General features: G+C 65.3%; 10 protein-coding genes. 3 read left to right on the forward strand and 7 right to left on the reverse strand.

Going from position 1 to position 12,921, the window contains the following annotated elements; all coding sequences use genetic code 11:
- The 5 genes from XH80_RS41135 to XH80_RS41155 form a co-directional block, all read right to left on the reverse strand.
- Complete coding sequence (locus XH80_RS41135; RefSeq protein ID WP_271603552.1) at positions 1–3,132, reverse strand: efflux RND transporter permease subunit; 3,132 nt, start codon at positions 3,130–3,132, stop codon at positions 1–3.
- The gene (locus XH80_RS41140) at positions 3,129–6,314 is read right to left on the reverse strand and encodes an efflux RND transporter permease subunit (protein WP_271603553.1); all 3,186 of its coding nucleotides are present in this window, start codon (positions 6,312–6,314) and stop codon (positions 3,129–3,131) included. Before XH80_RS41140 ends, XH80_RS41135 begins: the two co-directional genes overlap by 4 nt.
- Before the next feature lie 8 nt (positions 6,315–6,322).
- Positions 6,323–7,555 carry an efflux RND transporter periplasmic adaptor subunit gene (locus XH80_RS41145; RefSeq protein WP_271603954.1) on the reverse strand — a complete coding sequence of 411 codons (1,233 nt, stop codon included), beginning with the start codon at positions 7,553–7,555 and terminating at the stop codon, positions 6,323–6,325.
- Positions 7,556–7,765: 210 nt separating this feature from the next.
- The gene (locus XH80_RS41150; protein WP_271603554.1) at positions 7,766–8,863 is read right to left on the reverse strand and encodes a glycoside hydrolase family 3 N-terminal domain-containing protein; all 1,098 of its coding nucleotides are present in this window, start codon (positions 8,861–8,863) and stop codon (positions 7,766–7,768) included.
- 201 nt (positions 8,864–9,064) lie between these two features.
- Complete coding sequence (locus XH80_RS41155) at positions 9,065–10,375, reverse strand: MFS transporter (protein WP_271603555.1); 1,311 nt, start codon at positions 10,373–10,375, stop codon at positions 9,065–9,067.
- An 87-nt stretch (positions 10,376–10,462) separates the two neighbouring features.
- On the opposite strand from XH80_RS41155, the gene XH80_RS41160 reads away from it, so the two are divergent.
- The 3 genes from XH80_RS41160 (at position 10,463) to XH80_RS41170 (ending at position 12,015) form a co-directional block, all read left to right on the forward strand.
- Positions 10,463–11,059 (forward strand): TetR/AcrR family transcriptional regulator, encoded by a 597-nt coding sequence (locus tag XH80_RS41160; RefSeq protein WP_271603556.1) that lies wholly within the window; start codon positions 10,463–10,465, stop codon positions 11,057–11,059.
- 265 nt (positions 11,060–11,324) lie between these two features.
- The gene (locus tag XH80_RS41165) at positions 11,325–11,546 is read left to right on the forward strand and encodes a hypothetical protein (protein ID WP_271603557.1); all 222 of its coding nucleotides are present in this window, start codon (positions 11,325–11,327) and stop codon (positions 11,544–11,546) included.
- 7 nt (positions 11,547–11,553) lie between these two features.
- Positions 11,554–12,015, forward strand: coding sequence for a hypothetical protein (locus XH80_RS41170; RefSeq protein WP_271603558.1), 462 nt, complete (start codon positions 11,554–11,556; stop codon positions 12,013–12,015).
- Positions 12,016–12,083: 68 nt separating this feature from the next.
- On the opposite strand, the gene XH80_RS41175 is transcribed toward XH80_RS41170, so the two are convergent.
- A complete protein-coding gene (locus XH80_RS41175) occupies positions 12,084–12,512 on the reverse strand; it encodes a hypothetical protein (protein ID WP_271603559.1) in 429 nt (142 codons plus the stop codon).
- Between the two features lie 20 nt (positions 12,513–12,532).
- A complete protein-coding gene (locus XH80_RS41180) occupies positions 12,533–12,886 on the reverse strand; it encodes a hypothetical protein (protein WP_271603560.1) in 354 nt (117 codons plus the stop codon).
- Positions 12,887–12,921: the final 35 nt, after the last annotated feature.

A 12,921-nucleotide genomic window follows, 5' to 3' on the forward strand; every position in this document is an offset into this window, starting at 1 on the left:
TCAGGTCTGAGGGCGCGCCGCGGTTCCGACCTGGTCAACTGGACGCGCGGCATCGAAAGTTTGGCCGTCCATTCCGAGGTCCTGACCCGCGCGCATCTTCTTTCGCCGGAGCCCGTCCAGGATCAGGTACATCGCCGGCGTCGAGTACAGCGTGAACAGCTGGGCGACGACCAGGCCGCCCATGATGGTGATGCCGAGCGGCTGGCGGATCTCGAAGCCGGGGCCGGTGCCGAGCGCGATCGGGACGGCGCTTAAGAAAGCCGCCAGCATCGTCATGGTGATGGGGCGCGCCCGCAGCCGTGCCGCGAGCAGGATGGCGTCGCGCGCAGCGAGGCCGCGATTTCGCTCCGCATCGAGCGCATAGTCGACCATCATGATCGCGTTCTTCATCACCATGCCGACCAAAAGGATGCAGGCGATGGTGGTCACCAGCGTGAACTGCGTTTTGGTCGCCCACAGCGCGACCAGTGCGCCGAAGGCGGTCGGCGGCAAGGTCGAGAGAATCGTCAGCGGATGGACATAGCTTTCGTAGAGCATGCCGAGCGCGAGGTAGATCGTGATCAGCGCTGCCGCGAACAGCGCCGCCTGCTTGACGATCGATTTGTCCGCTTCCTTGGCCTCGCCGCGGAATTCGGCCTTGATGTCGTCGGGCAGTTTTGCAGCAAGCTCTTCCTTGCGGATCGAGGCGATCGCGTCGCCGATCGAGGTGCCGGGCTTGATGTCGAACGAGATCGTCGCGGCCGGAAACTGGGCGCTGTGACGGACCCACATCGCCGCATGCGCGCGCTGCGGCCGGGTCAGGGCCGTCAGCGGCACCGCTTTGCCGCTGGCGCTCGGCACGTAGATCTGGCTGATGGACTCGGGGCCGGTTGCTGCCCGCGGCTCGACCTCGAAGATCACGCGCGAATAATTGGTCGGCAAGAACAACAGATTGACCTGTCTCTGGCCGAAGGCGTCATTGAGCGTGTTGTCGATCGCAACAGGCGTGACGCCGAGCATTGCGGCGCGAACGCGGTCGATGGTCAGCCCGGCCTGCAAGCCGCCGGTTTCCCAGCTCGGGATGATGTCGATGATTTGAGGTATGCCGCGGACGCGGCGGATCATGTTTTCCGCGGCGCGTATCACCTCGTCCTCGTCGATGCCCCAGAGCGTATATTGATAACGCGAGCCGCTGGACTGAACGCCGAGATTGAGATCCTGCAGCGGCACGAAGAAGACGCGGACGCCGTCGATCCGGTCCATGCGCTCGCGCAAGCGCGCGATCACCTGCTGGATCGACAGCTTGCGCACGTCGGGCGCCTTGAGCGCAACCAGCATCTGCCCGACGCTGAGCGCATTGCCATTGCCCTCGCCGATGAAGGACGTCAGGCCCGATATCGCGGGATCCTGCAGGATCGCCTCGCCGACGGCGCGCTGCCGGTCCTCCATGGACAGGAACGAGATGTTGGAAGGAGCCACCGTCCGCACGAACATCACGCCGGTGTCCTGGGTCGGCATGAAACCTTTCGGCAGTTGCAGATAGAGCCAGACGCTGGCCCCGGTCAGGGCTGTGATCACAAGGGCGGTGAGAAAACGATGACGCAGCGTCCAGTCGAGGCTGCGCGCATAGAAGGTGCGTCGCTCGGGGAGCGCGTCGGGATTGTGCAGCCGCCGCCGGCCGCGATCGAGCAGATGACCGCACATCATCGGCGTCAGCGTCAGCGAGATCACCGCGGAGGATACGATGGCGACAACCAGCGTCACGCCGAACTCGCGGAAATAGCGCCCGACCACGTCGGGCATGAACAGGATCGGGATCAGCGCCGCGATCAACGCGACGGTAATGGCAACGACCGTGAACGCCATCTGTCGCGCGCCGTTGATGGCAGCCTGCAGCGCCGGCTCGCCCTCGGACATGCGGCGGATGATGTTCTCGATCATGACGATGGCGTCGTCCACGACGAAGCCGGCGGCGATGGTCAGCGCCATCAGCGACAGATTGTCGAGGCTGAAGCCGCACAGGCTCATCACGAACAGGGTCGCGGCCAGCGAGACTGGAATGGTGACGCTCGGGATCACGGTCGCCCAGAACCGCCGCAGGAACAGCGCGATGACCAGCACGACCAGCACTGATGCGATCACCAGCGTGAGCTTGACGTCGTTCACGGCGGCCCGGATCAGCGTGGTGCGGTCGTAGACCGTGTGCAGCTTGATGCCGGGCGGCAGCCAGCGCTGGATTTCCGGCAGCTCGGCCTTGATGGCATCGACGGTCTCGACGATGTTGGCGTCCGATTGCTTGTAGACGAACAGGACGATGCCGCGCTCGGTGCCGTACCATCCGGCAAGGCGATTGTTGATGACGCTGTCGGTGACCGATGCGACGTCGCCGAGTTTGACAGGGGCGCCGTTGCGCCAGGCCAGCACGATGTCGCGATAGTCGGACGCCTGAAGCAACTGGTCGTTGGCCTCGATGGTCAGGCGCTGACCGTCGACCGACACGGCGCCCTTCGGCAGGTTCTGCGATGCATTGAGGACCGCGATGCGCGCCGCTTCCAGCGACAGGTTCATCGCGGCGAGCCGGGCCGGTGACGCCTGGACGCGCACCGCGCTTCGCTCGGCGCCGCTGACGACGATGCGCGCGACGCCCGGAAGCTGCGACAGTTTTGGCGAGATCACGCCGTCGGCGAGACTGTACACTTCGCCCGGCGTGAACACGTCGCTGGTCAAGGCGAGTGCCACGACTGCAGCGCCCGCCGGGTTCGCCTTCCAATAGGTCGGCGGCCACGGTCCCTTCGGCAGGTTGGGACCCGCCGCGTTGATAGCGGCCTGGACCGCGCCGGCGGCGGCGTCGAGGTCGACCGAGAGCTCGAACTGCACCGTGATGCTGGTGCCGCCCATGGCGCTGAACGAGGTGATTTCGGTGACGCCGGGGATCAGCGCGAGCGTGGTCTCGAGCGGCTGCGACAGCGCATTCGCAACCGTTGCCGGGCTGGCGCCGGGGAACGGTGCGTAGATCCCGATCGTAGGCCGCTCCACCGCCGGCACGGAGGCGATCGGCAGGCGGAAATAGGCGACGCAGCCGAGCAGGAACACGCCGATCATCAGCAGCGTCGTCGCCACCGGCCGCAGCACGAATTGTGCGGTGATGCTCACGGCACCGGCCGCTCCGCCTGCGGCAGCGCCGCCGGACTATCGGCGGGTGCGGAACGCCATCCGAACCGGGTGCGCAGCGAGGCAAATGCCAGATAGACAACGGGCGTCGTATAGAGCGTGAGGATCTGGGAGACGATCAGTCCGCCCACGATGGAAATGCCGAGCGGCTGGCGCAGCTCCGAGCCCGTGCCCGCGCCGATCGCCAGCGGCAGCGCGCCGAACAGCGCCGCCATCGTCGTCATCATGATCGGACGGAAACGGAGGATGCAGGCCTGCCTGATCGCGTCGAACGAGGACGCGCCCTCCTCGCGCTCGGCCGCGAGCGCGAAGTCCACCATCATGATGGCGTTCTTCTTGACGATGCCGATCAGGAGGATGATGCCGATCAGCGAGATCAGATTGAGATCCTGCCGGTACAGCATCAGCGCCAGCAATGCGCCGATGCCGGCCGACGGCAATGTCGACAGGATCGTGATCGGATGGATGTAGCTCTCATAGAGCATGCCGAGGATCAGGTAGACGGTCACGATCGCGGCCAGCAGCAGCCACTTCTCGTCGCTGAGCGAGTTGGCGAACTCGGCGGCGGTGCCGATCAGCTTGGTCGTGACCGCATCCGGCAGTCCGATGTCGCGCTCGGTCTTGCGCAGCGCCTCCGTCGCCTGGCTCAGCGACACGCCGTCGGCCAGGTTGAAGGAAATCGTCGTGGCGGGAAACAGGCCCTGGTGCGAGATCAATAGTGGGGCGTGCTGCCGCTCGATCCGCGCGAAAGCCGACAGCGGCACCGGCGCGGAGGCCTTGCTGAAGGCGCCGCTGAAGCCGCCGGTCTGCTGATCGATGGTGCTGGCCTGGGCCGCGGCCGCAGTCAGATAGATCTTGCCGAGGATATCAGGATCGTTGCGCAGCGCCGGATCGACCTCGATGATCACGTGGTACTGCGTCAGCGGTCCGAATACCGTTGCGATCTGGCGCTGGCCGAAGGCGTCATACAGCGTCTGGTCGATCGTGTTGAGGCTGACGCCGTAGCTCGCCGCGAGCTGGCGGTCGATGGTGACGGACATCTGCAGGCCTTCGTCCTGGCGATCGTCGGCGACGTCGGCGAGCTCAGGGCGCTTGCGTAAGCCGTCGACCAGGCGGCGGCTCCAGAGCCGGAGCTCGTCCTCGTCGAGATCCTGCAGCGCATATTGGTATTGCGTGCGTGCGACGCGCGACTCGATCTGAAGGTCCTGCGCCGGCTGCAAATGCAGCGTGATGCCGTGAACGCCCTCGACAGCATGTTGCAGCCGCGCCATCACGGCCGCCGCGGACGATTTCCGCGCGTCGGGGCTGCCGATATCGATATAGAGCCGGCCGCTGTTCAAGGTCGTGTTGACCGAGCCGATGCCGACGAAGCTGCCGACGGTGACGACGTCGCCATCGCGCGCGATCACGGCGGCGAGCTGTTGCTGCCGCTCGGCCATCGCCGCAAAGGAGATGTCCTGGGCCGCATCGGTGGTGCCGATCAGAAGACCCGTGTCCTGCAGGGGCAAGAAGCCCTTGGGGATCGCGACGTACAGCATTCCTGTCGCGACCAGCGTGAGCACGGTGAAGACCAGCGTGAGGCCACGGTGCCGCAGCACCCAATCGAGCCCCCAGAGATAAAAGCCAGCGGAGGCGTCGAAGCCGCGCTCGCTGATCCGGTACAGCAAGCCGTGACGTGCATCGGGGTCCTCGCGTCGCAACAGCTGTGCGCACATCATCGGGGTCAGGGTCAGCGAGACGAGGCCTGAGATGACGACGGCAATGGACAGCGTGATGGCGAATTCCCGGAACAGCCGGCCGACCACGCCGCCCATCAGCAACAGAGGGATGAACACGGCGATCAGCGAGATCGTCAGCGAGACGATGGTGAAGCCGATCTGCCGCGCGCCCTTCAAGGCTGCTTGCAGCGGCTCCTCCCCGTCCTCGACATAGCGCGCGATGTTCTCGATCATCACGATGGCGTCGTCGACAACGAAGCCTGACGCAATCGTCAGCGCCATCAGCGAAAGATTGTCGAGGCTGAAGCCGCACAGCGCCATGACGCCGAAGGTCGCGATCAGCGACACCGGCAGCGTGACGCTCGGGATCACCGTCGCCCACAGCTTGCGCAGAAAGATGAAGATGACAAGCACCACCAGTGCGACGGTCAGCACCAGCGTGAACTGCACGTCGTGGATTGCGGCGCGGATCGTCGTGGTGCGGTCGCTGACGACGGAGATCTTCAGCGCTGCGGGCAAGGAATCCTGCAGCTTCGGCAAGACGCTCTTGATCGCGTCCACGACCTCGATCGTGTTGGCGCCGGGCTGGCGCTGGATGTCCAGCAGCACGGCGCGCTCGCCCTGGAACCAGGCCGCCTGCTCGGAATCCTCGACACTGTCGATGGCGGTGCCGACATCGCGCAGCAGCACCGGCGCGCCGTTGCGATAGGCGATCACCGCGTCCTGATAAGCCTCCGCCGTAAAGAGCTGGTCGTTGGTGTCGACGTGAAACGCCTGCCTCGGACCATCGAGCGAGCCCTTGGGATTGTCTGCGGTGGTCGCGGCGATGCCGCGGCGGACGTCGTCGAGCGAGAGGCCGAGCCCGGCCAGCCGGGTCGGGTTCATTTGCAGGCGCACCGCGCGGGTCTGCCCGCCCTCGATGCTGACGGCGCCGACGCCCGGAATCTGCGACAGCTTCGGCACCAGAATGGTCGCGGCGTGATCATTCGCCTCGTGCAGCGCCATCGTCTTCGAGGTCAGCGCCAGGATCAGCACCGGCGTATCGGCCGGATTGACCATGCGATAGGTCGGCGGGCTCGGCAGCTGCTCGACCGGAATCCAGCCCGCGGCCGCATTGATGCGCGCCTGCACGTCCTGCGCGGCCGCGTCGATCTTGCGCGAGAGGTCGAACTGCAGCGTGATCTGGCTGTAGCCGTAGGAGCTGGTCGAGCTCATGTCGGTCAGCCCTGAGATCGTGCCGAAATAATGCTCCAGCGGCGCGGTGATCGAGGTTGCGACGACGGTTGCCGAAGCGCCGGGATAGCGCGTCACCACCTGGATGGTGGGAAAGTCGACATTCGGCAGCGGCGCGATCGGCAGCTCACGATAGCCGAGCATGCCCAGCAGCACGACCGCGACGATCATCAGCGTCGTTGCGATCGGCCGGAGGATGAAGGGCGCGGACATGGCGGACCTCAGTCAACCCGCGGCTCGGAACGCGGCTGAGCGGTGGGCTGCGCCTTGGCGGTCGGCATCTGGCCCTCGATGGTGATGCGGGACCCGTTCTCGAGTCGGTAATAACCGTCGGTGACGACGCGCTCACCCCTCGCGAGGCCCTTGTCGATCAGCGCGCGCCCGTCAAAGATCTGCCCGACCGTGACGGGGCGGAAGGCGGCGGTGTCGTCCGCCTTCGCGACCCAGACGAAGTCGCCGCGCGGCCCGTGCCGCACGGCAATCGCGGGCGCGGTGATCGCGTTCTTGCGCGTGTCCACCGTGATCCGCCCGTTGGCGAAATTGCCCGGCCAGAGCTTGAGCGCCTTGTTGGGAAAGCTCGCCTTCAGCTTGATCGTGCCGCTGGCCTGGTCGACCTGGTTGTCGACCAGCGTGATCGTGCCCTTGTCGAGCTCGACCGAGTTGTCGGCGGTGAGCGCGACCACCGGAGCCTCGGTCTGGCCGAGGCTGAGCCGGGTCTGACCGACCGCGACTGCGGCGAGCGTGTAGATCACCGAGATCGGCTGCAATTGCGTCACGGTGACGATGGTCGTCGGCGACACCGCGCGCACATAATTGCCCTGGTCGACCAGGCGGATGCCGAGCCGGCCGCTGATCGGCGCGCGAATGTTGGTGAAGCCGAGCTGGGTGCGCGCATATTCGATCTGGGCGTCGTCGTTGCGGACCTGCGCCTTGTACTGCTCGACCAGCGCATGCTGCTGGTCCACGACCTGCCGCGAGATCGCGGCGGTCTTGATCAGCGCGTCATAGCGCTCCATGTCGATCTGGGCGCCGTCGAGCAGCGCCTGGTCCTTCTGCCGCACCGCGATCTGCTGATCGAGCTGGGCCTGGAACGGGCGCGGATCGATCACGGCGAGAATGTCGCCCTGCTTGACGTCCTGGCCTTCCTGGAAAAGGATTTGCACGATCTCGCCGTCGACCCGGCTCTGCACGTTGACGGTGTTGGAGGCCTGGATGGTGCCGATACCGGTCAGGTAGATCGGCACGTCCTCCGCCTTCGCGGCGGCGACCTTCACCGCGACCGGCGGCCTCGGCGGAGGCGCCGCGGCGGGACCTTGCTCGGCTTCTGCCGCCGGCATGAAGGGCACCGCGAAAGGGAGCTTGAGGCCCTTGATGTCATCTCTGAAATGATAGGCGGCATAGCCTGCCGGCAGCACGACCAGCGCGCCGATGAGGAGTTTTGCTGCGCGTTTCACGTTCAAACCCATCACCTGAGCTGACCAGACGCCGGGTCCGACGAATCCGGACGGCGCTTCCCTGGCACGAAGCAACCTGACATTGCTGTCGCCAGGGTCCATGTGCTACCGTTAGTAACATTAACACGTGTAGCATATCGAGATCAACGGTGCTGGCGTTGATTGAACGCTTGATTGGCTGATCGACTGTGACGGGGCGGGCCGCTGACTCTAGACGACTTCGACGGTCGCAGCGTCGAACTGGGTGCCGGCCGTGCGATGGCGGCCGAGCACTTCGGCAGGCAGCTCCGTGACTGCGTTTTGCGCGGTGCCGTCCAGCATCGCGTGGACGCGCCTGGCTGAAGCCTTCAGCATTGCCGGATCGAGCTTGCCGGAATCGACGCCGTTGATGATCGACTGGGCGAGGAAGCGCGCGCGCTCGGTGTCGGTCAGATGCGAGCAGATCATCAGCATGTCGTTGCCGGCGGCCATGAAGCGCGCGCCGGAGTCGGGCGCATCCAACCGGCCCGCCATTGCGCGCATGCCGACGTCGTCGGACACGATCACGCCGTCGAACTTCATCGCCTCGCGGAGCAGCCCGTGCGTGATCGCGCGCGACAGCGTCACGGGATCGTTGCGATCGAGCTTCCGGTACAGGATGTGCGACGTCATCATCATGCCGATGCCGCCGGCGATCGCGGCGGCGAACGGCTTCAGCTCGCGCGCCTTGATCTGCTCGAGGTCGAGATCGAGCACCGGCAATTCGTGATGCGAATCCACCTGCGTGTCGCCATGTCCGGGGAAATGCTTGCCGCAGGCGCGCACGCCGCGGCGCTCCATCGCCCTGGTGAAGGGCAGCATCGACTTGATGACGTCATCGGCGGTGCGGCCGAAGGCGCGCTCACCGATCACAGGGTTGGCGGGGTTGCTGTGAATATCCAGCACCGGCGCGAAATTCAGGTTGCAGCCGAGCGAGGCGAGCTCGGCGCCCATGGCGTCGCCGACCTGCTCCGCGGTGCCGGCCCAGCGCGCCGCATAGGAGAAGCGCGTGATCGGCGCCGGCGTGCGGCAGACGCGCCCGCCCTCGTGATCGATCGCGATGAACTGCTTGTCGCGCCGCGAGGCGTCGCGGATCGCAGCGATCAGGTCGCGGTGGACCGAGAGCCAGTCCCGATAGGGCAGATCGTGGCGGAAATTGCTCTTGTAGAGAATGACGCCGGCGGGCCTGAGATCCCGCAGCAGCGCGCGGTCGCGGTCATCGAGGACGCTGCTCGGCCGCAGGCCAAGGAAGAAATGGTCACCGACCGTTGCAAGAAGGGAATCGCTCATCCGCTAGCGCCGCCACAGATTGTCAGGGTTGATTGAGATGGAGCTGGACGCAACGCGAACTCTTGAAGCTCCGGCGCGGGCCTGACGAGTCGCCCGCTTCGTCACCACATTATTTCAAATTCCTTAACGGAATCAATCTTCGAATCCAGCGTACGAGGAACCGGCGCCGGCAAGGTGAGTGCCTTGCCGGCGCCCCATTTTTCACGCCGCAGCCAGCTGCGGCTGCACCGGCCGCCTGCCGATCATCAAGGACAGCACGGCGGCGACGATGCCGGTCGCACCCGCGATCATGAAGGCTTGCAGGTAGTCGCCTTGCGACGAGCGCATGAAGCCGGCGAAGAACGCGGCGCAGGCTGCGCCCAGCTGATGGCCTGCGACCACCCAGCCGAAGATCAGCGGCGCGTTCTTGTCGCCGAAGGCCTCGTTGGCGATGCGCACCGTTGGCGGCACGGTCGCGATCCAGTCGAGGCCGTAGAACACGGCGAACACGGAGAGGCTGACGAAAGAGAAGTCCGAGTAGGGCAGGTAGATCAGCGACAGGCCGCGCAGGCCGTAATAGAAGAACAAGAGCTTGCGCGGATCGAAGCGGTCGGTGAGCCAGCCCGACAGCGTGGTGCCGAACAGGTCGAAGAAGCCCATCAGCGCCAACAGGCTCGCCGCCTGCACCTCGAAGATGCCGTGGTCGCCGCAGAACGCGATCAGATGGGTGCCGACCAGGCCGTTGGTGGTGAAGCCGCAGATGAAGAAGGTCGCGAACAGGAACCAGAAGGTCGGCGTCCTCGCGGCGCGGATGAGGTTGCCGATCGCCGCGACGAACGGATTGCCCTGCGCAGGCGCGGCCGGTTGATCCTCATGGGTGCTGCCATAGGAGCGCAGGCCGATCGCAGAGGGGCGCTCCGGCACCAGGAAATACACCAGCGGGATCAGCGCCGCGCAGCAGGCGGCGACCGTCAGCACCACCGGCTTCCAGCCGCCATATTCGACCAGCGACGCAAGGCCCGGCATGAAGATCAGCGTGCCGGTTGCGGTGCTCGCCGTCAAAAGTCCCATGACAAGGCCGCGATTGGTCGTGAACCAGCGATTGACGATGGTGGCGCCAAGCACGTTGGCGACCGCGCCCGAGCCAATGCCGGAGAGCAGGCCCCAGCTCATGAACAATTGCCACGGCGCGGTCATGAAATAGCTCATGGCCGTCGAGACCGACATCAGCATGAGCGCGCCGAGCACGGTACGGCGGATGCCGAAGCGCTGCATCACCGCCGCGGCGAAGGGACCGGCGAGGCCATAGAGGAAAATGCCGACAGCAGCCGAGGATGAGATCACGCTGACGTCCCAGCCGAAGGCCTTCTGCAGCGGCAGCATGAGGACACCAGGCGCGGCACGCAGGCCGGCCGAAGCCAGCAGCGCCAGGAAGATCACGGCAACGACGACGAAGGCGTAGTTCTGGCCGAACGGCCGCCGCAAGACCGCGGAGGATTGAACGGAGGCAGGTTGAATAGGGGATGGGGGCATGTTACTTACCGGTACGTATGGCGATGCGGTATTTGTACGTACCGGTCAGTAACATTGTCAAGCCTGTCTTGGAGGCACGGGAGTCAGATGACGAAAAAAGCCGAGAAACCCGCCAACGCCCCGCTGCGGGCTGCCGACCGCATCCGCGCCTCCGCCAGCGAGCTGTTCTACCGCGAGGGCATCCGCGCCGTCGGCGTCGACGAGGTGGTGGACCGCGCCGGAGTGACAAAACCGAGCCTTTATCGCAGCTTCGCCTCCAAGGACGATCTCGCCGCCGCCTATTTGCGCGACTACGAATTGAACTTCTGGGAGAATTTCGAGCGCCCCGGCGGCAAGAGCTACAGCAATGCGCGCGACCATGTGCTTGCCTATATCGGCCAGCTTGCGCAGCGCGCGGTGGCCAAGGGCTATCGCGGCTGCGGCCTCAGCAATGCCGCGGTGGAATATCCCGCGCGCGGCAATCCCGCCCGGCAGGTCGCCGAAGCGCACAAGAAGGTGTTCCGCAAGCGCCTGCGCGAACTCGCCGCGCAAATGGGCGCGCGCCAGCCGAACGTGCTCGGCGACGCGCTGCTGCTCCTGATCGAAGGCATCTACGTCACCGGCCAGCAATCCGAAGACGGCCCCGCCCAGTCGGCGCTCGCCGCCGCGAAGCTGCTGATCGATGCAAGCGTGAAGGCGGGGTGAGGAATCCCGTGAACGCTGCGTCAGGCGGCGGATAGCCGCACCCGGAATTTGCTGCCGGTCGCCTCGACGTAGCGCAAATTGTCTTTGTGCTCGGTAGCGTCTGTCCGCTGTCGAGCCAGGCAATCGTCGACTGGCTGGTGCCCGTTCGCTGGGCCAGCTCGGTCTGGGAGAAGCCGGCTCTCGACAACGAGCATTCCTGGGTGACAGGAACTTCCATTTTTTCCCGACGTTAGACCGGCGGCGCGCACGAGCGGCCGGCTTCGACATGAAGAACTTTGCCAACGCGGAATTTTCTCCCGAGGTGATCGAGCTCATGACCACCGCCCTGGAAGCTGCGGTCGCGACCCTGCCGGAGCCCGTGCATTCCGCCCATGTCAATGCGCTCGCCGAGTCGATCCTGCGTACGGCCGGAGCGGGCGAGCGCGATGTGACGAACTTGCAGAGGATCGCCTTGCTGGAGCTGCAGCTTGCGCCACGAAACCGATGAGGCTGACATGAAGACGAGAGCTGCAATTGTCATCGCACTCTTTGCGGCATGGGCCGTTCCAGCGCAGGCGAGCAACTGGACCACCTATCGCATTCCCGAATCCGGAACCTCCATCGACATTCCCACCTCGATCTTTACCGAGCAGGCCGGAAAGCCCGACGGATACGGCCAGCAATTTCGCACATCCGACGGTGCTGCCGATCTCACCGTGCAGGCCGTTCCTCGCCAGCCCGGGATTTCGCCCGCCGCATTCCTCAAAGCGAAACAACCACCGTCGGGAATCGTCTACAAACGGATCGCGCCTGATTTCTTCGTCGTCTCCAGCATCAAGCGTGACAAGATCTGGTACGACCGCTGCAACTTCACCAGCCGTTACGTGCATTGCGTGCTGATCAATTATCCCGCGACCGAGAAGCGGCAATGGGACGACGTGGTCACGCGCATCAGCCACAGCCTGAGTGGCGGCTGACCGAAAGCAAAAAGGCTGCCCGAGCAGGTCGGGCAGCAGGTCGTGAGGACCAAATTGCTTGCGCGGATCTAACGCACCGTCGTCGACGTGGTTGACATGCTCGGCTTCGAGCCGGGCGTGTGCGACATCGTCTTGGTGGTCGAGCCCACCTCTTCGCCGGCCTTGACCTTGGTGCGGGTGTGCGAACGGCTGAACGTGCCGCCCTCATGGGCCTGCGCCCGGGCGTTGGAATTCAGCACCGGGCCGTTGCCCTTGTTCATGCTGACGCCGGTGTGGGATTTGCCGTTGACGGAAGCGGCGCTTCCGCCCGCAGCGATCGACGAACCCGTGCTGCCGGTGGCTGAGGTGGAGGTGCCGCCGGTGCCGACCGTGGAAGCGGAAGTGCCGCCCACTGCGGCCGAGCCGCCAGTTCCGCCTGTCATGCTCTTCTGCGCGAGGGCGGGCGATGCGGCGCCGAGCAGAAGTGCGAGCGCCGCGATGGTCAGATGTGTTCTCATGTTTCAATCCTCAACAAATCTTAAGGTGACGAGGTCGATATCGTGCAGCCGTTGACGGTGATGGTGCTGGCACTTGCGGAGCCGGGACCGCCCGCCGTTGAGGACGAGCTCGATACGTTGCCGCCGCCCGCCTGCACATGCACCGACGATCCGCCCGCCGAGCTGGAGCTCGACAGCGAGCCGCTGGATGCGGTCGATCCGGTCGTGCCTGAGCCCGACGCGCCCACCGCGCTGATGCTGCCGTCGGCATGCTTCTCGACCTTGACCTTGCAGGTTTCGCCCGACGCGGTCGTGCCTGACTTCTCGGTGGTTTCGGCAACAGCGGTGGAGCCCATCAAGGCCACGGTTGCGATCGCAATGATTGATCTGTTCATGCGAGTTCTCCTCAACACAGACGAAGGAGCGGCAT

This window comes from Bradyrhizobium sp. CCBAU 45384, from assembly GCF_028128665.1.
Taxonomy (GTDB): domain Bacteria; phylum Pseudomonadota; class Alphaproteobacteria; order Rhizobiales; family Xanthobacteraceae; genus Bradyrhizobium; species Bradyrhizobium manausense.

Coding starts and splice junctions, on each gene's coding strand:
- XH80_RS41170 (WP_271603558.1), top strand. CDS start 11,554: ATGAAGACGAGAGCTGCAATTGTCATCGCACTCTTTGCGGCATGGGCC.
- XH80_RS41160 (WP_271603556.1), top strand. CDS start 10,463: ATGACGAAAAAAGCCGAGAAACCCGCCAACGCCCCGCTGCGGGCTGCC.
- XH80_RS41180 (WP_271603560.1), bottom strand. CDS start 12,886: ATGAACAGATCAATCATTGCGATCGCAACCGTGGCCTTGATGGGCTCC.
- XH80_RS41150 (WP_271603554.1), bottom strand. CDS start 8,863: ATGAGCGATTCCCTTCTTGCAACGGTCGGTGACCATTTCTTCCTTGGC.
- XH80_RS41165 (WP_271603557.1), top strand. CDS start 11,325: ATGAAGAACTTTGCCAACGCGGAATTTTCTCCCGAGGTGATCGAGCTC.
- XH80_RS41140 (WP_271603553.1), bottom strand. CDS start 6,314: ATGTCCGCGCCCTTCATCCTCCGGCCGATCGCAACGACGCTGATGATC.
- XH80_RS41155 (WP_271603555.1), bottom strand. CDS start 10,375: ATGCCCCCATCCCCTATTCAACCTGCCTCCGTTCAATCCTCCGCGGTC.
- XH80_RS41175 (WP_271603559.1), bottom strand. CDS start 12,512: ATGAGAACACATCTGACCATCGCGGCGCTCGCACTTCTGCTCGGCGCC.